Genomic DNA, 21,370 nt, shown 5'->3' with positions numbered 1-21,370 from the left:
ATACCGGTACCTGTTTCCGATCATTATATAGCGTCCTCGTGCTATTGCAGCCCCTGAACAGCCCCTATCACGCAGTGAATTCCGCGGTATTGCCTGTGTTTACCCTGACATTCGTCCGCAGAGCGGATACAATTGCCGGATGTTTGATCCAATAAAGAATACTATGAAAACGCCCGAACAATATTATGAAATTGCCCGTGACATGTTTTTCGCGGCCCATCCTGACTTTACTCATGCCCTGAACGAAATCTCAGAAGAAGAAGCAAAACAAGCGGGTATGGACCTTGAAACCTATCGTGCGCTTCAGGCCGAACGTATTTATGCCGCGTTTCTGCGTCAGAAAAAACTGGATGGGATGATCTTTTCTATCCAGCTGGCGGAGCCGGATAAAGAAGTGGCAGCCACAGCCATTGAGAATTATCTGAAAAGTCATGCCGAGGCGCTGGGTATGACCTGGGAAGAGTTTCTGATTAAAAATGAACTCTGACCGATAGCTGCCAGATAAGCAGTATGAAAACACAGGGGAAAGCTATCCCCTGTGTTCTGTTGATTGTCTGTTATGATCGCTTCTGATACTGTAAACCTAAGTCTGAAACTGACCGCCGGGAACTCGCTGAATGGCAAATCACCGAAGTAAAAAATACGGGAAAATGGTACTGGTTCTGGTATTTATCTGTCTGGGTCTGCTGATGTTGCGCTGGGCTGCGATGATTTGGGGATAACCCCGGGCCTGCCCCCTGCTGCCACGATTCGGTTATCTGTCAGGCAACATACATCGCCTGCCAGTCTGCACATATCCCCCACAGGTTCTGCAGCGTTGCTCTTATTGCAGAATAATACCCTGGTCACCCCCCTTTTTTACCAGATAAATCTGCCGGAAAAATGCCGGAGATTATTCTGCAGCGTTAAATGATCAAATCCGCTTCTGATATTGGCCCTCCCTGCAGAGATACGGATTATCTTCTGTACGGCGCATTCAATTTCATTTCATGAAATAATGCAGAAAAAAACGATATTCTGTCATGATATTAATTTCAAGCGTTGCCCCCAAGGCCAACGGTTTTCCGGGAGAAACGCCTTTTCCTGAAGGTTAACTATTAGTTGGTATAGCGTATGATATTTGGCCGATATTACTGCCGAAACTACTTCCGCTGGTGATAATAAGCTGAGGAATATTTTAGGGTATTATTCACCGCCCCGCTGGCTGTTTAAAAAGCCCTTCCTGTTTGCGGATATCATGTATTCCTCGGGAAAAATAGAATATTTATCTGCATCGCGGGGTTAAGGTAATTAAATTTGATTTCCGCGCCAGGGATTGTTAGCGTAAATAAGATCTGAACAACAGGAGCCACATGTGAATAAAAAAATAATTCTCCCTGCATTAATATTCTCTCTTTGCGGAACTGCAGCAGCACAGGATCTTCCGGGTAAAGGAATTTCTGTACAGGCGGTAAAAAGTCCGCTGGCGGAGGAATCGTTCCAGACTGAATTAGCGAACCGTGCGTTAGCTAAATTAGGCTATGATGTTAAGCCAACTCAGGAAGTCGACTACAGCGTAGCTTATGCTTCGGTGGCCAGAGGGGATGCCACATTCCTGACCGTCGACTGGGAGCCGTTACAAAGCGATATGTATAATTCCGCCGGGGGGAGTAAAGCCTTCTTTCGTGCCGGCCCTTATATTACCGGTGCAGCCCAGGGTTATCTGATTGATAAAAAGACGGCTGAGAAATATCACATCACCGACATCTCGCAATTAAAAGATCCTAAAATTGCCCGTCTGTTTGATGATACCGGTGACGGTAAAGCCTCGCTGACCGGATGTGAGGCTGGCTGGTCTTGCGGTAAAGTCATCGACGCCCAGATTAAAGCCTACGGCCTGAGTCAAACCGTGGAACAGGATCAGGGCAGCTATTCAGCGATGATTGCCAACGTGATATCCCGCTATAAAGCAGGAAAACCTATCCTGTATTATACCTGGACGCCTTACTGGGTGAGTTATATCCTGAAGCCAGGTAAAGATGTCGTCTGGCTGACAGTACCGTTTTCTGCGGCCCCTGCAGGTCAGCCAAATACAGATACACGTTTACCGAATGGTAAAAATTACGGGTTCAATGTCAACGTCGAAAATATTTTGGTAAATAAAGCCTGGGCTGATAAAAACCCGGCCGCCAAAAAACTCTTTAGCGTCATGAAGATCCCATTACAGGATATCAGCCAGCAAAACATGAGCATGCATAATGGTGAAAATACCAGCGCGGATGTCTCAGCACAGGTTGACGGATGGATCAAAGCACACCAGGCCGAATTTAATTCCTGGATTGCAGCAGCAGAAAAAGCCGCAAAACAGTAATCCTCCGCCCCGGGGAATGGCAGCATCCCCCGCCTCCTGTCGTGAGTCTTCACGGCAGGAGTATTTTCCCGAAGTCCACCGCAGTGACTTACCCCGCCGGCAACGTCAGAATAATAAAAGCATTCCGGCACTGAAGGCGACCGGTAATGTATCGATTTGAGTAATGAAAACAGACACAGACTACTGCTGAATTTTTTCCGACAGAAAGATGAGTGCTCTATTGTTCCACAAAAAGCAGGCAGAAGAATTTAAACGCGGGTTATTCCCGGAGTTGTCCGTCGCTGTCTGCAGACTTTAAGGCAGTAACCGTCGGATGAACACGCTGATTCAAATATATATTTCAGGGGAATCCCTTCCGTTATTTTTATTCCGTCAGTCATCTCGCTAATCGCGCTAGATGTACTCCGATGTCAGCAGTTAACTTAAGGTGTATTCAGTTAACGTTTCCGCTCCCGAACATCATTTCTGAAATCTCGTTAAAATTATAATTCGTTATCACCGGAAGGGGCTGACCTTCGATGAAAATTCGGGTTTTATTACCAAACCCCTCGACCTTCACAACTTTTAATTTATTTATTATCAGTGGTTTACCATGAACATCTTCGAGCTTTAACATTTTTTCCCCAAAAAAAATACCAAAAATCATTCTGATTGCGGTGTGGATAATAAGGAAAAAAACAGATTTAGCAAAGATTAATTCCCCAAAAACCACTCACAAATACTTTAGACAGGAAAGTAAACTAAAAAAGCATCAGAAACTGGTTAATTATTATAACCTCGTGGCAAAATTCATTTCATCCCGTTAAAATTCGTCTCATATTCTGTATTTAATTCTGCGATCAGGATTTCGACGAAATATTGTTCTCTGGCCCGGATATCCGTCGTGATCCGGAAATAGCATCCGGGTTAAATATACACTTGCTCTCGTCTCTCCCTGCTCTTTTGCCAGATAGCATACCGCGCAGTTCAACCGATACATTGTACTGCGGAACCACACTCCGTTTGGGTATGGAACAGACGCCTTATGAAACACACGTTATCAGGCCGATAACTGCTGCAGATATCGGTTATCCCTGTCCGGCACCGTTCACCTGCCCGCTTACCCCGGGACTCACAGGCAGGGACTGCGTTATCCGAACGAAGTCAGCCGGTGAATATATTCTGCTGTTTACATTTGCGCTAAACGATAGCGACTATTTCTTCATTGCAGCCATGAAAGATAAGGCGGACATGTATGCTTCCCCTGGCCTGCCCTCTGCAGACGTTGAAAGCATTTATCCGCTCTTTAAGCCTCAGTCATAGCCTGCGGGCCGGGTACCCGTCGCTGAAGCCGGGATTGCCGGAGCCGTGATCATTTTATCCAGACTTTCGATGGTCTTGAATGTGCATGAGCAATCTATATTCCGGCACTGGTAGTACGTTTCTTTGGTCGTTTCGGTCAGGTAACGGCTGGTTCGCGTATGCGAATTTTGCCGGCAGACAGGGCAGCGCATCATCATTCTCTCCTTCTTTATTCAATTAAAACCCCGCTGGCGGGGGAAGATTCAGACTTCCGGCGGTCGGTCAGTAACAGCAACCTCCGGTAACCGGCCCGCTATCGTGTGACCGGCCATTTATCAGATTCCTTTACGGGGTGATACCCACGGTGGGTGTGGCCGGCATACCTCATACGGGCAGTTGGCCTATGCCGGTCGTTGTTAAAAAAAGACTCCCGGCGGGGAAAATCAGCTCAGTGATGGGATAACTTCACCGTCAGGGTGATGGACGGACAGAACTCCCCGCTGTCAGGCCGACACAGGCATGGATTTACACCCGGCTCAGACCCGGGCTGGTTCACAGGGAGTACTTTATTCAGCACTATGGCGTGCGCAGATAAAAAGTAAGAAAACACAGACAGGCAGAAAAAGCATTTTCGACAGGAAGTGCGTAATTCAGGCCCGGAGAGGACAGACGAAAAAAAACCCCGCCGTAGCGGGGTGGATAATATTAGCAAACCAGATGCACCCGGTAATTCGCTGAATCATGGGGAACATCCCCCGGCAACCCACTCAGTATTTTCTGGGTGTCGTCGCCGGACCCTTATATCTACCCCCCAAAAGCGGGCCGGGTCAACCTTATTAACATGCCAACTTATTGATTTGTTGTATTTAAAGACAATTCGCATCGGAAAATACTTTCCCTGAAAACAAAGAGCTATGAAAGTATTATGCCGCTTATTTTTATCACCAGGATAATCATCAGGCTTAAATAATGTCTGTGAAGGCTAAAGAAGCCTTCTCCGTGGCACTCGCCGGGCAGGGTCAGAGAAGCCCGGACCCGGCGTTGATAGATTTCGCTTTTCAGCGACGCAGGCGGAAGCCGTTGTTAAAGAGCAGATAAATCCTGTAGGTTATCTTTTTATCTTTCCTCCGGGCAGGATCACCAGATGCCGTGCAAACAGAGTCTGCTGACCGGGTCCTCCTGTGATGAGGCTGCGTAATTGTATCAGGCCACCTCATCTTAAGTTTTCTTTAAATGTAAAGATGAAGGAATCTTAAGTCAAGATAATTTAAGATAACTTAATATGAAAAATGAAACCATCGGCATGCGTATCCGTAAGCGCAGAAAAGAGCTCAGGCTCACTCAGGCCGCCCTCGGGAGTAAAATCGGGGTGAAAGGCGGTGCTATCTCACAATGGGAAGATGATAAAACCAGTCCCAAAGGGGAGAATCTGATTGCGCTATCACAGGCAATGGGGTGTGTACCTGAATTTCTGCTCTATGGAGAGAATTCCGCCTCTAACGTCGAGCCTGCGCATGCTGATATCAGACATATTCCTGTGATCAGCTACGTTCAGGCGGGAGAATGGACCCCTGAGTCGTCGATAAGGAGCCTGGAGGGTAACATAGAGTACTTGCAGACGAATCTGGACTTATCGTCATCCGCATTCACCCTGATTATAAAAGGCTGCTCTATGGAGCCTGAATTCAGCGAAGGGGATGCGGTGGTGATTGATCCCAATGTTTTCCCGCTGCCCGGGGATTTTGTTGTTGCAAAAAACGGTGAAGACGAAGCGTTATTCAAAAAATATCGCCCCCGCGGGATCATCGCTGGCAATGAAGTTTTTGAACTGGTTCCGTTGAATGATGATTATCCGGTACTCCGATCCGATTCTTCGGAAATCCGCATTGTCGGCACCATGATGGAGCATCGTAAATACCGGCGACGGAGATAATCTGTCCCGAGTCCGGATCGACCCGCCACTGGCGGGTTTTTTTTTGCGCTGATTTTACGGTTTCTTAAATTAACCGGAACTTTGAATAATTCTTTACTTAAAATAATAGTTGCACCATAACTTAAGATTACTTAAGTTATTCCTGTAACAGGTTTTCGTCGCGGCTGAACTGATCGGATACACCCCATGGCACGGTCTGACTGCAGACGGTGGTCCGGTATCTTCAGCGCTATCCGGCAAAAATTCGCAAATCTGATTTTCAGGAGGTCACAGTGACACGCAAAACCCCTTTTAACGGCTCTGCCGCAGGCAGGCGTCGCCAGCGCCGTGCTGCGCTGCAAAGCGATGCCAGTAACAGTACAGAGCTTTTGCATCGCCCTTCCCCTTCCCTGTCACTGAGCCGCAAAACACGGCCGAATACCGAACGTGCGATAACGCCGGCCGGTTCGGAACAGTTACAATTGTACCGGCAGAAAATGCTGACCTATGCCATGACCTTCGCGCCCCGGACCCGCCCGGTAAGACAGTCACCGCCAGCCTCCGCCGTGATCACCTGTCAGGCACGGGAAAAACGACGGAAAGTGCCGGACTCTGCATAGGATGACTAAGAAGTTAACCGCTTCTTTCCGCAGACTCCGGCACCCTTACATTACAGGGAAAGCGCCAGCGGTAGCGGTGACCTGCCGCCGGGTCATGACAGTCCCGATGTCACCTCCGGGAGAACACATCCGTTCCGGCGAGCCAGCGTCATCTCTCCGTGACTACGGAGTCAGTACCACCGAAGCACAACGGGTAACCGGCTGAAAAGTAGCAATTTTTTCATGATGATACATTTCAACGATCTGTGGATCATCATCAATCGCAAACAGGATCTCGTATCCCCGGGCCCTCAGATCCCGTAAGGCGTGACGTTTAAACTCTGCCGGAGGACGATGATCGTCATTACTGCGATAAATAATCTCAGGAGCCTGGCGTCCGCAGATTCTGCCCTCCAGCCACTGACCGGTCTGCTGACTGAAGTTTTCCTGTCTGCTGGTGATAATAAAAACGGGGAAGGTGCAGAGTAACGCGTTCAGCATGGTGAGACCCGCATTAATTGGTGCATCGTTGACGCATTCCGCCACAAACGGATGCCATGCTTCGTTGCAATGGCGCTGGTCTTCCGGCGGCACCAGATGTGCCCGATGACTGCTATCGCAAATAACTCCATCGAGATCCATAACAATAATTTTCAAATAAGCTCCTGCGCAACAGGCCGGGGTATCTTTATCTTTACCCTTGCCCTGAAACTGTCGTTAACAGGGATATCTACATCATCCTGCAAGCGATGAACAGCATTTTCGCAGCCGTCTCCGGCGGGAACAGCTGGCCTGATGCCATTCACTGAATATCTGTCAGATGCCGCTGCAGCCTGGATTATCCCCTTCTCAGCAGAAGGCTGACCGGCGGGAGATGAACCGAAAGATTAAGAAAAGTTTATTGCCGGCGCGTCAGACGGACAACCGTCAGGGTAAAACGCTGTACCGGAAAACATTTAACAGCAGTTGAGCGACACGCACTCAGGTGCCCGACATCTGACCTGCTGATAAAGGGTTCCCCCTTTGGCAACACAGATTCTGTACAAGCGTTATAAAGTCAGCACCCGGGTTTTTCAGGATAGCGTTCAGCGACCTCCCTGTATCGGGGGAACGCCGCCCTGACTGACGAAAATTATGCATACTTTGTCAGTGACTGCCCGCCCGGAGAAATCCGGCAAGCGATATCATTGCTGCTGTCGTCTGTCAGGAGTCAGGAGTCAGGAGTCAGGAGTCAGGAGTCAGGAGTCAGGAGTCAGGTCAGGGTTTCAGCCAGACGGCAATATTTCGGTGTAAATCCCGACACAGCTGGTTTACGCCCTTTCCCTTCCGGCAGAGCCGGACAGTCAGACTCCCTTTTCAGTCACCACAGATAACCTGCGCATCACCATAACTTAATCAGAAAAGGAAGTTAACCGCCAGACCATGGAGCGATGTACCGGGAGAATGCAGCCCCGGATACTTGTGGCACGCTATCGTACCCCGTCGGCAAAGACCGGCTGTAAGCCGCATCAGCTGTGCGCTCAGGGGCTATGGCCGGGCGATGGAACCGCTTGTCCGGGGATAGCGGCAATGCTATGTTGTGCTCCTCTTTACCCCGGAGTCTGACTGATGTCCCTGCATTCCCGTTTACCGGCCATTACCTTACCGATGGTGATATCCGGCGCTGTTGCCGTACTTATCGGTTATGCCAGTTCGGCCGCCATTATCTTCCAGGCTGCCCGCGCCGCCGGCGCAGATACCGCATTAACCGGTAGCTGGCTGGGTATGCTGGGCGTCGGGATGGGGATCACCTCTTTCGGCCTCTCTCTGCGTTACCGGATGCCAATCCTTACCGCATGGTCTACCCCGGGCGCCGCTATGCTGGCGACCAGCCTGAATGGCGTCAGCCTCTCTGATACTATCGGGCTGTTTGTCTTCACTAATCTGCTGATCGTTATCTGTGGCGTCAGCGGACTGTTTTCAAAACTGATGCGTTATATTCCCGCTTCTATCGCGTCCGGGATGCTGGCGGGGATCCTGTTGCACTTCGGGTTACAGACCTTCAGCGGACTGCAGCAAAATTTACCGCTCTGTCTGGCGATGTGTCTGAGTTTTCTGCTGGCACGCCGCTGGTCCCCCCGTTATGCGGTGTTTTTCACCCTGCTGACCGGCGCATTGGTGATCATCGTTCAGGGACAAACCTCTCTGTCAGGGGTCAGCTGGCATCTGTCGGCACCGGTTTTTATCAGCCCGTCGATCAATATTCCGCTGTTACTGGGTGTCGGTTTGCCCTATTTTCTGGTCAGTATGGCTTCTCAGAATGCCCCCGGCATCGCCACCCTCAATGCTCACGGCTATCCGGTGCCGGTCTCACAGGTCACCACCCTCACCGGCGCGGTTGCCCTGTTACTCTCTCCGTTTGGCGGTTTTTCGGTGTGTATTGCCGCTATTACTGCCGCCATCTGTATGGGCGAAGACGTGCACCCGCAGCGTAACCAGCGCTGGGTGGCGGCGGCGATAGCCGGCCTGTTCTATCTGGTCACCGGGGTGTTTGGCTCAGCGATTGCCGTGCTGTTCAGCACACTTCCTCCGGTCTTTATCCATACCGTGGCCGGCCTGGCCTTACTGACCCCGCTGGCCGGCAGCCTGCACCGTTGCCTGGAGCGCCCGGAACAGCGGGATACAGCGATAGTGACTTTCCTGATCACTGCGTCCGGTGTTTCTCTCGCCGGTGTCGGCCCTGCCTTCTGGGGGATGATTGGCGGCAGCCTGTGCCATATTCTGCTTAGCCGGCGGGTGGTGACTATACATCGTCCGTCCCGGCCCTCCGGTTACCGCTGGCAAAAACCGTTCCGTCGCAACCGCGCCGGACACAGGGTAAAAAAATGATCTCCCGCCTGCGCCCCCCTTGCCGGCACGGCAGGTAATGGTCCGGTAAGGCGGTCAATTTATCGTTTTATGTCACGTTTTGCTGAGTATCCGGCTGCGTAATATCTGCCTGTAATTTTGCTGGCAATTTCTTACACCGCGAAAGGCATTCAATGACATATACATTCCTTACCGGTCACCCCCCCGGGGGCTGCGCCCCGTCCGGACTGCGCGGCCTGCCGGTCACTGAATACAGCGATCAATTCCATGCCTTGTTACAACTGCAGGGAATGCCGGAGATCGCCGCCTGTTTCGCCCTCCCGGTCAAAGGGCCGCACAGTGCGGTCGCTGAGTGGTTTACTCCGCTCGAAGGCCCGGTGATCCCCTGGAAAGAGGCCAATGAAACCCGCCAACAGCAAGCCATTGGTTTGTTACAGTCAGCCTTTACCCGCCTGCAGGCACTCCGTGAGCAGTGCCTGAACTCCGGGTATCCGGCAGGGCTGTTTTATGCCGAATTGCTCGATAAGATTGCCTGCTTTCCGGGGCCTGACTCACTCTGGCTGGCCGGTAACCAGCCGGTGATCACCGGCTGGGGCTTCCGAAGCAGTGATGGCGGAGCGGAGGAGATACTGCAACAACTGGCCATTCAGTTATCACCGCCAGACCTGCCGGTGATCGGGGTGGCTCACGATCTTACGGTTACAGCCCCTCTCCCTGAACAGGTAATGACCCGGCGGACACCGTTGTTCAGACGGTCCCGGCGCCGATACGCGATACCGCTGGTTTCAGGGGTATTGCTGACGCTGCTGGTCGTCTATGGCGTATCCCGACGCTTTGGTCAGTTGCCGCTACCCCCGCAGCCCGGGCCGCCAGCGGCCGTAGTTAAGCCACCGGCCCCGGAGGAGGTGACAACGTCACAAAAGACTTTAATCGCAATCCACCTTCCCCGGACTCCGGCAGTTCTGCAGCCCATCGCGACGGTGCACAAGCCCCCGGTGACACAGCAAAAACCGCCGCCGGAGCGGTTGAAGTTACCGGAGCAGGCGCAGAAAGCGGGCGATATCGGCTTTATGAATGGCCGCTGGTTTGCCCTGCTGAAGAACGGCGGTCAGTCTGTACGGCTCCGCTTTACTTATAAAGATGGTCAGGGAGCAGTCGTGATGTCTCTCAGCAATAACATCCGATGTCAGGCGAAGAGCCAGGCCGGATGGTTACCCTCCGGTAAACTCTCATTGCGCAGCCGTTACCGGGCCACCTGCAGCAACGGTCGCCGGCAGCCCGTACCCGATATACTTTGTACCCGCTCAGGTGACAATGCAGCCTGTACCATTGCAGAGAATAATCAACAGCCCCCCCGCCCGGTTATCCTTTACTCCAGGGAGCCTGAATAATGTCATTAAGCTCCCTGCTGGCTCAGCGGTTCGTCCTGCTGGCGAACAGCGGCATTCAGTTTGCTGATTTTTCCCTGCCGCCTGCCCTGCGCGATCACGACAGATACTTTGTCCGTCAGACGGCAGCCGGCCCCTTAGTTCGTGTTTATCAGTCCGGCCGTCCGGGCCGCTTTGTTCTGCCGGACGGTGATCATCGCGGTGAAGAGATCGTCCGTCCGGAATATCATGCCCGACTGAAGGACAGTCTGCGTCATTACCGGAATGTGTGGTTGCCGTTACCTTTTTTCCGCAGTCTTTCCCCGGGTCACTATGGCCAGGGGCCGGTTAACTGGGTACGGGGGTTTATCACGGCCGGAGAGGATGCGGCAACGGATTGCTGCACGCTTTCCCTGGCCTTTGATACCACGACGGGAGAAGACCCGTTGCTGCAACCGGATAGCAGCGATTGCGATAACCAGCGGACCTTCGGGATTTGCTGGCAGGATACGGAAATCGCCGGTTTTATCCGACAACGCTGGCTGGATAACTGGCTGCGGGCGGTATTCAGGGAGGAAACTGCCGGCCAGACAGAGCCCGCCTCGTCTTTTGACAGAAATAACCGCCGGGATTTTACGCATCAGGCCCACTATCTGAATCTGCTGGAGCTTTTCCACCGCGTGCTGGGAGAAGAGCCGGTCGTGATTTTTCCGGCGCAAACCGCCCGCGACCCTGTCCCCGTTGATCTGATCCTGGATACCGGTAACAACCGCAGTTGCGGGGTCATCAGTGAAGAGCACCCGGGTGAGAATAATGGACTGCAATACAGCCGGGAGCTGAAGATCCGCCAGCTGTCGGCGCCGTCACGCGTTAGCGAAGGATGTTTCAGCAGTGAAATCGCCTTCGCCGTATCCCCGTTTGATCAGGGGGGATTTTCCGCCGCCAGTGGCCGGGCAGATGCCTTTTGCTGGCCTTCGATGGTCAGAACCGGGGATGAAGCGCGGCAACTGACCCGTCCGTTATATTGCGGTGATGGCCGTCAGGGCGTCAGTAACCCCTGCCGGGCGCTGCGGGATGACAGACCGTTGCATAATGGCTGGGAGTATCCGCACCACCAGCCCTTTCATGGCAAAGCCATTTTGTCCCCGTTTACCTGCCTGTTAAATGATCAGGCTGAACTTCTGAGTGACTTACCGCCCGGCACCCGCTTTCCGGTGACGGAGGCCTCTTTTCCGCCCGCCAGTCTGATGATGTTTATGCTGTGTGAACTGCTCAGCCACACGCTGATCCAGATAAACAGTCCGCAGCACCGCCGGCAGATGCCGGACAGTCACCGCTTTCGGGCGATCCGTTCGGTAACGCTGGTGCTGCCGGGGACCACCACGGCCATCGAAAAAGCAAAAATTCAACGGCTCACCGGCCAGGCCCTGGCGCTGGTTCATCAGCGACTGAGCGGCGGTCGGGCCAGTGGACAACAAAACGACGCCATTGATCCGGGCCGGGTGGAGATTATTCTGCGGGATAATAATTACGGGCAGTTGCTCTGGCTGTATCAGCAACTCTGTCTCGCCGCGGATCCCCGCCAGCCCTGTGCCGGTCTGATACGCCAGTGGCAACGCGCTTCCCTGACCGGCACCCCGCAGGAACTCCGCATTGCTACCCTTGATTGCGGGGCAGATTCACTGACGGTTGCTGTTACCCGCTATCGGCTTGCAGAGGTCAGCGGCCCCGGCCTGAGAGGCTTGCAGAGCACTCATAGTTATCGCGGTGCCTATCCTGTGGCCGGCGAATCACTGTTAACGGATATCACGCGATGGTTTTTCCTGCCGGCACTGGAACAACATCTGCAACGGTCAGGGATCGCGCGGCCTGCCGGTGTACTCCGTCAGCTATTCACCCCCGGGGTCAGTTGTGACGGTGATAATGGCTGGCGAAGACAATTTGTGACTCAGTTTCTGCGGCCGCTGTCGATAACACTGCTGCAACGCTACCGGCAGGCGGAGAGATCATTGCCACTGATGGAGGGCAAGGCGACAGAGTATCTGCCGGCCCCCCCCGACCCGCAGGTAGTGAACTATTTTTCCGCCAGGGTGAGTGAATTATCGGCATGCATGCCGGTCTGTGACCCGACAGAGATGCCGCTGACCATTTCTATGGCGGAGGCTGAAACGTTTTTCAGTGCAGAAAACTGCCGACTCAGTCGGCTATTGTCACTCATTTGTGACAACGTCACGGAACACCGTCCGGATATTATCCTCTGTTTCGGCGGCAATGCGACACTCCCCTTTATCCGGCAGCGACTGGAGAGAGGCCTCTCGCTGCCTCCTGAACGGGTGATTACACCAGACAGACTGCCGATCAGCGAGATTGTCCCGTTCTGTCGCGAAGGAAAGTTACCGCACGGGAAATACGGCAGTGTCCTCGGTGCCTTAATACACCGGTTAATCACCCGCAGAAAATTGCTGGCCGGCTGCTTTGCCACCCATACACTTCCCGAGGTCAACCTGCTGCGGGTGACGGGGGTTATGAACGACAACGGGAGGATCCCTGCTTCTGAGGTATTACTTTCGTTACCGGAATTCCCGGATGCCCATGCTACCGCACAACTTGAGATCTTTTTGCAGCACCGGACAGTACTGGGCTTCAGGGGGGCGGACAGTGAAACAGGCCCGGCCATACCTCTGCTGACCCTGCAGCCGGAGACTGCCGGATTGAGTGACGAAGACATCACCCGGGGATTGTGGGTAACATTACACTGGCAGGCGGATGACCAGGGACGGTTCAGCCGTCTGCCGGAGGTGACCCGGGTGACGGTGGCCGGGGGACAGGTTCTGCCAGCGGCAACGGTCAGCATAACACTCAGCCTGCCGGAAGGGTCTGACTGCCCGGATGCCCTTTGCTGGCTGGAGGATGGACGTATTGCAGGCTATCCGCCCTCAGTCTGACGGTGCCGGACGATCCCGCAGACTGACTTCGCCGGCCGGTGCTCCACTCACCAGGGATAACCGGCCGTCCAGCGCCGCGGACGCTTCATGCAGCACCGCCAGCACCGGGGTCAGTTCATCGGTCACACAGGACAGATTCTCCAGCCGGAACACCGCCGGTAGCGTCATTCCACCGGTCAGCCAGTCCCACAGCGCATCCAGATTATTACCGAAGGCCGGAGGGCAATGGCTGTGCTGCACCAGATGGTGATAAAACGCAGTCCGGCTGGTGAGTTCGCGGAAATCGAAGACTATCGTCAGCATTTCAGGGGATCCTTGTAAAAGTCCGATAGTGGTCGGTCGTCAGATAGACCATCCCGTCAGACGAATAAAGCAGACGATCTGCATTACGGTGTCCGCAGCGGTAATTGACATCCGCTTCATACCAGCGCCGCCCCGCGGCATCCGGCAGCCGCCCTTCGCGGTTAGAGAAATGGTCACCACCGATGGCTTTGCCAGGCAGAACGTCACACAGATTAGCCCGGGCAGGATCCCAGCCATCATGACGGGCTTCCCCTTTTCTCACGTAGTAGTCCGGTAACCGATGGTACTGGTGGATCCAGGCCGCCACTGTCTGTGGTGAAGTCGCTTCGGTGATATCACTGGCTGCGCCCGGTTCTGCACTGTGTGTACGCACCGTGGTCGCTGCCGTTGACGGGTTATGTAACGCAGGTTTAATTCCGAGCCAGCTGGCAATCAGGGCGATAACTAATGCGCCCCAAAGTTTCTTAGACATAATCATTCCCTTAAACAGAACGGGATGACTATACCTTTAATCTGTACCGGCTGTCAGCGTTGGTTCTGTATCAGCGTAGTGAAAACCCTGAAACACCCGGCCTGCTGACGAAGGTGCGGCAGATCAGCAGCCCGGATGACCCCTTAGAAGTTTCCCCTCTGCGGCGGTGACAACATATTTTACCTCCGGCGGTACCGGGCCTGGGATAAATCCCCCCTTCAGACCCGCTCACAAAGGATATGCGCAAAGCCCTGGCCGGTGCCGGAAGTCACAGGCATAAATGCAGATATCGGGCCAGGCCACGGAGGAATACAGTTCGTCAGATTTGGTCACGACACGAGGGATATGCGCAAAGCAATGGCAGGCTCAGGAAATCACGGGCATAGATATATGTCTGGTTTGATCGCTGCCGGCAGAGAATAGACAGCCCTCTCAGGCAGACCACGGTACCGGCAACAGACCACCTTAAGGCCCTCCCGTCTCCCCCACTATCGCCTGCCGCTGCCGGATCAGGCTCATAACGAATGACGTTTACCTCACTGGACATACACAGGGAGGAAATGTCAGAGATGAACAGGGGCACGGGAGAGCAGATACCGCCGGCAGGCGTCGCTGACATTATGGTTGCCCTGGTGTGGCGCATAATATGTCAGCGGGAAGCTGCCGGGGAGACGGCGGATGCCGTAACGGATTAATGCAGGTATTGCGGGCTGCTGTGCGTCGAGGAACGACGCCAGGTGCCGGGCGCCATACCAAATTCCCGCTTAAAGCTACGATTGAACGATTGCTGCGAATCAAACCCCATCGAGATAGCTACGGTCAGAATAGGATCATTGGTGGACGTCAGTCGGCAGGCTGATTTTTCCAGCTTTTTCTTACGAATGTATTCACCGAGGGCATAACCCGTGTGTTCTTTAAACATCCGTTGTAAATGCCATTTTGAGTAACCGGCCCGTTCCGCTACCAGATCCAGGTTTAACCGGTTTTCAATGTGATTATCGATCCAGCTGATCAGGTCGTTGAAAAAAGCGCTGTTCATCAGTCTCTCCATCCGGACTTAAAGAAATAGTATCTGTTGCAGTTGCATTTAATGGTGCGCCAATAATCGCTAAAATGCAAACATTATAGTTGCATTAAATGCCTTACAATGGGCGGGGATATTGGGTCAGTACGGGAAAAGTACCGTGACAACAGAAGGATAGCTGCTGTCACGGGGATATTAACTGTCGGGAATTTCGCTGACGTGATTATCTGCAGGGTGATGTTCTGCCGCAGGTGGCTTTGCTTGTGCACGTACGGTGATTTCGGCCAGCGCATCGGCGACCGAGCGTTTCGCCAGCACATTCAGTGATGCCTGTTCTGCTTCTTCGGCCAATGATTTGAAATACCAGCAGACATTGGCACTGACCACGCAGCAGGGTTTCTTCACATCCGGGCGTGAATTCAGCAGCTTCTTCTCATCCGTCACCGACAGATAGATATCGCGCAGCGAAATATCCTCAGCCGGGCGGGCCAGGTGGATAGATCCGGTACGCCCGAGGGTGGTGGCAATAATGCCATCACGGGTTAAGGGCACCATCAGTTTGCGGATCAGGCTGGGGTTCGATTCCATGCCCTGCGCGAGGATAGCACTGGTCGAGCGTTTTCCGTGCTGCTCTGCCATAGCAACACTCAGTACCATCTGTAGTGCTGTAGGAAAGCGATAGTCTAACATTCCGGTTCCTCTGAGAGGTGATACTTATAAAATTACAGTCTGAAACATCATCAAGTTTAACAAACTATCCCTGACGTGAGAAGCAAGCCCCGGCCTGCACCGCACAGAACTTTAAGTCAGCCCCCTCGCCAGTCTGCCGGCGCCCAGTAAACCGCCCTGCTGCTGATACCGGGCTTGTTCGATAATTGCTCCCCGGCAGGGACGTAATATCCTGGCCCTCAGGTCCTCATCCAGCCGGGCCATCAGTTCCGGCACAGAAGCCAGGCCGCCCCCGGCGACGATCCTGTCCGGCCCGAGGGTATTTACCACCACCGCCAGCACTTCACTGACCAGCTGGCTCCAAAGGGTCACCACCTTCAGGGCATCCGCGGAGTGATTCAGCCACTGTTCAATAATGGCCCGGCTGTCTGCGGGGCGTCCCAGCAGATGCTGATACAGGCGCTCCAGCCCTCTGGCCCCGCCCAGCGTATCCAGACAACCGATCTGCCCGCAGCCACAGCGCAAACGAGGCAGATGCAGGATCTGTCCCTGGTAGTCGAACTCTGTCCTCGTGATCGGCCCGTGCCCCCACTCACCGGTCAGCCCGCCGGGACCGCTGATGATTTGCTGATTAATGACCAGCCCCCCGCCAACACCACTGCCGAGGATAATTCCCAGCAGAACAGACTGGCCCTCACCTCGCTCGGCTGAGGCCTCTGCCAGAGTAAAACAGTCAGCATCATTGGCTATCACCACCTGACGCTGTAAAAAGGCACTCAGCTCACGCGCGACGGTTCGTCCGCGAAACGCCGGAATATTTCCGGCCAGTATGGTGTCGGCGCGCGGGTCAACCACACCGGCTGCAGAAATAGCGACCGGTGAATCCTCTGTCAGGTACGGTGCGGCGGCATTCAGTAACTGCTGCAGTGCCCGGCAGAACGCTGGCCAGTCATCGGCCGGCATCGTCACCTTACCGGTCTCTGTTAAGGTGTTATCTCCGTGATACACCGCACTCTTAATAAAACTTCCGCCCACATCGAAACACATGACTGCTTTGTTCATTATCTCTCCCCGTCCGGCCAATTCTCCGGCCGCAGTATAAAGGGAATATTCCGCGGGGGGTATCCGTCATCGCCCTCAGAGGCCGCGATGGCCTGACTGACCACGAAAACCGCACAGACTTGCATTTCTCTGTATCGGCACCGACAATAGTATGTTGTAACTAAACGAACAATTAAACGGAGGAGTGTCTGATGCGCTATACCCTGGTCTCTGAAATGCGACAGTGTATTGATGAAATGGAGCAGCGGCTGGGCGAACTGACCGCCGTGCTGGAAGCCCTGCCCTTGCTGGCCGCTCGTGTGTTCACCCTGCCGGGGGTGAAAAAAGGTGATGAACAACGCCCTCTGGAGACGATTCCGGTTCATCCCTATAGCGGTACTACCGCACGACGGCTGGCGCTGGAACATCTGAAATTACTGTTTATGCAACAGCAGTCCGAAAGCCTGAGTACCCGCTCTGCGGTCAGGCTGCCCGGTGCGCTTTTTTTCCAGGCAGATAAAGCCTGCCTCAGCGCTTTACAGGACCAGACCGGCGAAATAAACCGGCTGAAACAACACCTGGAAAGACTGATCACCCGCGATTCCGGCCTGCCCTCCGAGGCCCGTTTCCCGTTTGTCCACCAGCATTTTCCGGGGCTGATTACCCTGAATGCCTATCGTTCTGTCACTCTGGAACCGGCCCCGGCTTCGGTTCATTTTGGCTGGGCAAATAAGCATATTATTAAAAAAGTGACCCGGGATGATATCTGTCAGCAACTGGAAAAAAGCCTGAAGGCCGGACGGGCACGTGCGCCGTGGACGCGGGAACAGTGGGCCGAAAAAGTCTCACAGGAACTGGAAACCCTGTTATCGTTGCCGGCAGATGCTCCCCTGAAGATCAAGCGTCCGGTGAAAGTTCAGCCCATTGCCCGGTTGCGCGAGGAAGGCAGCCGTAAACAGCGACAACTGCCCTGCCCGACACCGTTATTGTTTTGCAGTGAATCGCGGCGCATCCCCGTGACCGGAGAACTGAATGATTATGATCAGAACAGCATCACTCACCGTCACAAACCTGCAGCCCGTGCGATGACGTTACTCATCCCACGGCTCTGGCTGTGGCTGGATCCGCAGGCGGATGCGCGCTCAGTCTGAATGTGATGCTTTCAGGTTGCCGACCATATCCTGCGGCCTGACCCACTGGTCAAACTCGTCTTCACTCAGGTAACCCAGCTGTAAAGCCGCCGCTTTCAGGGTCAGCCCTTGCTTATGCGCTGTTTTGGCAATGTCAGCGGCTTTATCATAGCCGATATGAGTGTTGAGGGCTGTCACCAGCATCAGGGAGTCATTAAGTAACTGTTCTATGCGTGGCCGGTTAGGTTCAATACCTTCCACACAATGGCGGGTGAAGCTATCGATCCCGTCTGCCAGCAACCTGACCGACTGCAGAAAGTTGTGAATAATCATCGGCCGGTAGACATTCAGTTCAAAATTACCGGAGGCTCCCCCGATATTGATTGCCACATCGTTGCCCATCACCTGACAACACAACATGGTCATCGCTTCACACTGTGTCGGGTTGACTTTACCTGGCATAATAGAACTGCCTGGTTCGTTTTCCGGTATCGAAAGTTCGCCGATCCCGCACCGCGGCCCTGAAGCAAGCCAGCGGACATCATTCGCAATTTTCATCAGCGAAGCGGCCAGCCCTTTCAGTGCGCCGTGGGCATGTACCAGTGCGTCACAGCCAGCCAGTGCTTCAAATTTATTCGGGGCAGTAACAAAAGGCAGCCCGGTAAAGGCCGCCACCTCAGTGGCAACTTTGACCGCATACTGCGGATGCGTGTTTAACCCTGTACCGACGGCCGTGCCGCCCAGAGCCAGCTCGGAAAGATGAGGCAGGCTGTTCTCCAGATGACGCTGATTATGCTGCAGCATCGCGACCCAGCCGGAGATCTCCTGGCCCAGCGTCAGGGGCGTGGCGTCCTGCAGATGTGTGCGGCCGATTTTCACGATATCCGCAAAGGCCCGGGATTTCTGTTGCAGCACCGCTATGATTTTCCCGAGCTGAACACTCAGTGTGTTATGCAGAGCTATCACTGCCGCAATATGCATCGCCGTCGGGAACACATCGTTAGAACTCTGGCTTTTATTCACATCATCATTCGGATGGATCAGGCGTGACATTCCACGCTCACCGCCCAGCAGTTCGCTGGCACGGTTCGCCAGAACCTCATTCATGTTCATGTTGGTCTGGGTGCCGGAGCCGGTTTGCCAGACAGCCAGCGGAAATTCCGTATCATGTTTCCCGGCCAGCACTTCATCGGTGGCGGCGATAATTGCCTGACTTTTTTCGGCCGGCAAAAGCGTCAGCGACTCATTGACGACGGCTGCAGCACGTTTGGTAATGGCCAAGGCGTCGATCAGGGCTTTCGGCATTTTTTCCGAGGATATACGGAAATGCTCCAGAGAACGCTGGGTCTGTGCCCCCCAAAGCTGGCTGGCCGGAACTTCAATTTCACCCATTGAATCTTTTTCAATTCGCTGAACTGCCATGTCACTCTCCTGATTATACGGATAAGAATTTCGGGACGAATTATTTCAGGCACAACGCCGCCGCGTTATAAGGAAACAATTCTTTAACATTATGCACCTGCCCGCCGGCAGGCTTTATCACCGGGTGCGGTTATTTATCTCTAACCGTAGAACATCCTGCTACCTCCGCAACCCCGGCCCCGGGGAAAAGCCAGACCGCCCTTACGCCTCTGGCGTTCAGCTTCTGTTCGGCTTGTGCCTGAAAAAATGCTATCGTTATCACTGAACGACGGAAAATCCGTGAACTATGAGTCTTCTGACGACCGGATATCCCGGCGCCGATCCGGCGGGAAAGCGGGCAGCCCGGGAACAGCAATAGGCGGTATTCACGGGTCAGAGGCTGAAATTTAGAGATAAAAGGACAACTCGGTGATGAAGAAGACAAAAATTGCTCTGGGTGTGGTTATTGCACTGGGTGTGGTTTGGACGGGTACCGCCTGGTACACCGGCAAACAGATAGAAGCTAACATGGGTCAGCTGGTGGATAACGCGAATCAGCAGATTAGCCAATACCTGCCGGACAGTCACCTTGTGCTGACTCAGCAGGATTTCCGTCGCGGTATTTTCAGTTCACATGTACAACTGGTTTTACAGGGTGCTGCTAACGCAAGCCAGGATGATCCTCTGGCCGCTGGTCAGAAAGTGATTTTCAGTGAATCCATCGATCACGGGCCGTTCCCGCTGTCACAGCTGAAACACCTGAACCTGATCCCGGCGGCCGCCTCAGTACATTCTGAACTGGTGAATAATGATACGGTGAAGGGATTGTTCAGCCTGAGTGACGGACATTCGCCGCTCAGTGCAGAAACCCGCCTCGGCTATGATAAATCCAGTGCGACGGCCATCGACGTCACTGCACTGAATTATACCGACAGCACCGGAAAAATTTCAGCACAGCCTTCGGTCTTTAATCTGGCGGCAGACGGTCAGCAGAATAACATCCGTTTCAGCGCCGATGTCGGCGACGTAACAGCACAGTTTAAAAATGACAGCAATCTGCCGGTAGATATGACTATTGCCGGGCTTGATTTCTCCGGTGATACTCACCTCAGCCCGGAAGGCTTGCGACTGGGCAACCAGGCGCTGACCCTGAAATCGCTGTCTACCGCGGTCAATGGTCAGCCGGTGCTCTCGGTGTCCGGCGTCAATATGAACAGCGATTTCGATAACAATGCCGGCAAGACAGGCGGTAAAATCAATTATGTTGTCGATAAAGTGCAGCTGAAGCAGCAAACCCTGGGCAGTGCGGCGTTGACCGTGTCGCTGAATAATTTCGATACCGCCTCGGTAAAACAGTTCTATGACAATTATAACGCCGTGGTGAAACAGAACCTGGCCGATATCGCCAGCGGTAAACAGGACGATCCTCAGGCAATGCAGCAGTCTGTGAATCAGACCATTCTGCAGAATCTGCCGCTGATCCTGAAAGGCGCGCCGGAGCTGTCTGTCGATTCTCTGACGCTGAAAAATGAGAAAGGCGAAAGCCGCTTCTCGCTGAAAGCCGACTTTAATGACCCGTCTACCGTGACCACTGCACCGCAATCGCTGGGCCAGGTCGCCGATGGTTATATGAAAAATCTGAATGTCACCCTGTCAGTGAATAAGCCGATGGCTCAGCAATTACTGACGATCATCGGACAGTCTCAGGGATACAGCATTGAAGATGCCGGTAAACTGGCTGTGCAACAGATTCAGGGGTTATCCGCGATGGGTGAAATGTTCCATCTGGCGACCGTTCAGGGAGACAATATTGTGTCTTCGCTGCAATACAGCCAGGGCGATGTGACGGTGAATAGCCAGAAAATGCCGCTGGAACAGTTTATTCAGCAGTATGTTCCGGCAGGCCCGGCCGCCGGCGAGTGATACGGAAGGTTCAGGCGCTGGCAGACAGCGTCTGAGGTTCTGTCCATAAAAAAACGAATCCCTGTGGATTCGTTTTTTTTAACTCGCGGACTGACAAGTTTCAGTC

The 21,370-nt window shown here is 53.6% G+C and carries 19 protein-coding genes; 11 read left to right on the top strand and 8 right to left on the bottom strand.

Annotated elements, in window-relative coordinates; all coding sequences use genetic code 11:
• Positions 1 to 163: 163 nt before the first annotated feature.
• The 4 genes from JK223_RS01765 (at position 164) to JK223_RS01755 (ending at position 2,510) form a co-directional block, all read left to right on the top strand.
• Positions 164 to 487: a DUF6388 family protein gene (locus JK223_RS01765; RefSeq protein ID WP_212712490.1), complete on the top strand. Its 324-nt coding sequence runs from the start codon at positions 164 to 166 to the stop codon at positions 485 to 487.
• Between the two features lie 130 nt (positions 488 to 617).
• A complete protein-coding gene (gene yniD / locus JK223_RS16835; protein WP_249213400.1) occupies positions 618 to 722 on the top strand; it encodes a small membrane protein YniD in 105 nt (34 codons plus the stop codon).
• A 632-nt stretch (positions 723 to 1,354) separates the two neighbouring features.
• A complete protein-coding gene (proX, locus tag JK223_RS01760) occupies positions 1,355 to 2,350 on the top strand; it encodes a glycine betaine/L-proline ABC transporter substrate-binding protein ProX (protein WP_212712489.1) in 996 nt (331 codons plus the stop codon).
• A gap of 16 nt (positions 2,351 to 2,366) precedes the next feature.
• The gene (locus tag JK223_RS01755; protein WP_212712488.1) at positions 2,367 to 2,510 is read left to right on the top strand and encodes a hypothetical protein; all 144 of its coding nucleotides are present in this window, start codon (positions 2,367 to 2,369) and stop codon (positions 2,508 to 2,510) included.
• 1,132 nt (positions 2,511 to 3,642) lie between these two features.
• Here the strand turns inward: JK223_RS01755 and JK223_RS01750 are convergent.
• Positions 3,643 to 3,846, bottom strand: a complete 204-nt coding sequence (locus tag JK223_RS01750) for an ogr/Delta-like zinc finger family protein (protein WP_212712641.1) — start codon at positions 3,844 to 3,846, stop codon at positions 3,643 to 3,645.
• A gap of 1,067 nt (positions 3,847 to 4,913) precedes the next feature.
• Here JK223_RS01750 and JK223_RS01745 point away from each other — a divergent pair.
• Complete coding sequence (locus JK223_RS01745; protein WP_212712487.1) at positions 4,914 to 5,564, top strand: LexA family transcriptional regulator; 651 nt, start codon at positions 4,914 to 4,916, stop codon at positions 5,562 to 5,564.
• Between the two features lie 272 nt (positions 5,565 to 5,836).
• Positions 5,837 to 6,163: a hypothetical protein gene (locus JK223_RS01740; protein ID WP_212712486.1), complete on the top strand. Its 327-nt coding sequence runs from the start codon at positions 5,837 to 5,839 to the stop codon at positions 6,161 to 6,163.
• A gap of 162 nt (positions 6,164 to 6,325) precedes the next feature.
• Here JK223_RS01740 and JK223_RS01735 read toward each other — a convergent pair whose 3' ends face one another.
• A complete protein-coding gene (locus JK223_RS01735; RefSeq protein ID WP_212712485.1) occupies positions 6,326 to 6,799 on the bottom strand; it encodes a hypothetical protein in 474 nt (157 codons plus the stop codon).
• Between the two features lie 951 nt (positions 6,800 to 7,750).
• On the opposite strand from JK223_RS01735, the gene JK223_RS01730 reads away from it, so the two are divergent.
• From JK223_RS01730 to JK223_RS01720, 3 genes are all read left to right on the top strand, one after another.
• A complete protein-coding gene (locus tag JK223_RS01730; RefSeq protein WP_212712484.1) occupies positions 7,751 to 9,010 on the top strand; it encodes a benzoate/H(+) symporter BenE family transporter in 1,260 nt (419 codons plus the stop codon).
• Positions 9,011 to 9,162: 152 nt separating this feature from the next.
• Positions 9,163 to 10,380: an SrfA family protein gene (locus JK223_RS01725; protein WP_212712483.1), complete on the top strand. Its 1,218-nt coding sequence runs from the start codon at positions 9,163 to 9,165 to the stop codon at positions 10,378 to 10,380.
• The gene (locus JK223_RS01720; protein WP_212712482.1) at positions 10,380 to 13,301 is read left to right on the top strand and encodes a virulence factor SrfB; all 2,922 of its coding nucleotides are present in this window, start codon (positions 10,380 to 10,382) and stop codon (positions 13,299 to 13,301) included. The genes JK223_RS01725 and JK223_RS01720 overlap by 1 nt, the downstream gene beginning before the upstream one ends.
• Here JK223_RS01720 and JK223_RS01715 read toward each other — a convergent pair.
• The 5 genes from JK223_RS01715 to JK223_RS01695 all read right to left on the bottom strand — a co-directional run bounded on the left by JK223_RS01715 (position 13,293) and on the right by JK223_RS01695 (position 16,831).
• The gene (locus JK223_RS01715) at positions 13,293 to 13,604 is read right to left on the bottom strand and encodes a barstar family protein (RefSeq protein WP_212712481.1); all 312 of its coding nucleotides are present in this window, start codon (positions 13,602 to 13,604) and stop codon (positions 13,293 to 13,295) included. The two genes, JK223_RS01720 and JK223_RS01715, sit on opposite strands and share 9 nt — an antisense overlap.
• Position 13,605: 1 nt before the next feature.
• Positions 13,606 to 14,076 carry a ribonuclease domain-containing protein gene (locus tag JK223_RS01710; protein ID WP_212712480.1) on the bottom strand — a complete coding sequence of 157 codons (471 nt, stop codon included), beginning with the start codon at positions 14,074 to 14,076 and terminating at the stop codon, positions 13,606 to 13,608.
• Between the two features lie 691 nt (positions 14,077 to 14,767).
• Positions 14,768 to 15,118, bottom strand: a complete 351-nt coding sequence (locus tag JK223_RS01705) for a helix-turn-helix domain-containing protein (protein ID WP_212712640.1) — start codon at positions 15,116 to 15,118, stop codon at positions 14,768 to 14,770.
• Between the two features lie 177 nt (positions 15,119 to 15,295).
• Entirely contained in the window at positions 15,296 to 15,790 is a 495-nt protein-coding gene (locus JK223_RS01700; RefSeq protein ID WP_212712479.1) for an Rrf2 family transcriptional regulator, read from the bottom strand.
• Positions 15,791 to 15,901: 111 nt separating this feature from the next.
• Positions 15,902 to 16,831, bottom strand: coding sequence for an ROK family protein (locus JK223_RS01695; protein ID WP_212712478.1), 930 nt, complete (start codon positions 16,829 to 16,831; stop codon positions 15,902 to 15,904).
• 188 nt (positions 16,832 to 17,019) lie between these two features.
• Between JK223_RS01695 and tus the strand changes: the two genes are divergently transcribed.
• On the top strand, positions 17,020 to 17,961 hold the full coding sequence (gene tus / locus JK223_RS01690; RefSeq protein ID WP_212712639.1) for a DNA replication terminus site-binding protein: 942 nt from the start codon (positions 17,020 to 17,022) through the stop codon (positions 17,959 to 17,961).
• Here the strand turns inward: tus and fumC are convergent.
• Positions 17,953 to 19,362, bottom strand: a complete 1,410-nt coding sequence (gene fumC, locus JK223_RS01685; RefSeq protein WP_212712477.1) for a class II fumarate hydratase — start codon at positions 19,360 to 19,362, stop codon at positions 17,953 to 17,955. The genes tus and fumC overlap by 9 nt on opposite strands.
• Before the next feature lie 411 nt (positions 19,363 to 19,773).
• Between fumC and JK223_RS01680 the strand changes: the two genes are divergently transcribed.
• A complete protein-coding gene (locus JK223_RS01680) occupies positions 19,774 to 21,264 on the top strand; it encodes a YdgA family protein (RefSeq protein WP_212712476.1) in 1,491 nt (496 codons plus the stop codon).
• Positions 21,265 to 21,370 lie beyond the last annotated feature (106 nt).

It is taken from the genome of Tatumella sp. JGM118, assembly GCF_018257515.1.
Lineage (GTDB): Bacteria > Pseudomonadota > Gammaproteobacteria > Enterobacterales > Enterobacteriaceae > Tatumella > Tatumella terrea.
This window is presented reverse-complemented; position numbering and strand designations above follow the sequence as displayed.

What these genes read in the sequence shown, in the direction of transcription:
- JK223_RS01720 (WP_212712482.1), top strand. Translation starts at nt 10,380, where the DNA reads ATGTCATTAAGCTCCCTGCTGGCTCAGCGGTTCGTCCTGCTGGCGAAC.
- JK223_RS01715 (WP_212712481.1), bottom strand. Translation starts at nt 13,604, where the DNA reads ATGCTGACGATAGTCTTCGATTTCCGCGAACTCACCAGCCGGACTGCG.
- fumC (WP_212712477.1), bottom strand. Translation starts at nt 19,362, where the DNA reads ATGGCAGTTCAGCGAATTGAAAAAGATTCAATGGGTGAAATTGAAGTT.
- JK223_RS01700 (WP_212712479.1), bottom strand. Translation starts at nt 15,790, where the DNA reads ATGTTAGACTATCGCTTTCCTACAGCACTACAGATGGTACTGAGTGTT.
- JK223_RS01680 (WP_212712476.1), top strand. Translation starts at nt 19,774, where the DNA reads ATGAAGAAGACAAAAATTGCTCTGGGTGTGGTTATTGCACTGGGTGTG.
- JK223_RS01730 (WP_212712484.1), top strand. Translation starts at nt 7,751, where the DNA reads ATGTCCCTGCATTCCCGTTTACCGGCCATTACCTTACCGATGGTGATA.
- JK223_RS01745 (WP_212712487.1), top strand. Translation starts at nt 4,914, where the DNA reads ATGAAAAATGAAACCATCGGCATGCGTATCCGTAAGCGCAGAAAAGAG.
- JK223_RS01725 (WP_212712483.1), top strand. Translation starts at nt 9,163, where the DNA reads ATGACATATACATTCCTTACCGGTCACCCCCCCGGGGGCTGCGCCCCG.
- JK223_RS01750 (WP_212712641.1), bottom strand. Translation starts at nt 3,846, where the DNA reads ATGATGCGCTGCCCTGTCTGCCGGCAAAATTCGCATACGCGAACCAGC.
- JK223_RS01710 (WP_212712480.1), bottom strand. Translation starts at nt 14,076, where the DNA reads ATGTCTAAGAAACTTTGGGGCGCATTAGTTATCGCCCTGATTGCCAGC.
- JK223_RS01755 (WP_212712488.1), top strand. Translation starts at nt 2,367, where the DNA reads ATGGCAGCATCCCCCGCCTCCTGTCGTGAGTCTTCACGGCAGGAGTAT.
- JK223_RS01765 (WP_212712490.1), top strand. Translation starts at nt 164, where the DNA reads ATGAAAACGCCCGAACAATATTATGAAATTGCCCGTGACATGTTTTTC.
- yniD (WP_249213400.1), top strand. Translation starts at nt 618, where the DNA reads ATGGCAAATCACCGAAGTAAAAAATACGGGAAAATGGTACTGGTTCTG.
- JK223_RS01695 (WP_212712478.1), bottom strand. Translation starts at nt 16,831, where the DNA reads ATGAACAAAGCAGTCATGTGTTTCGATGTGGGCGGAAGTTTTATTAAG.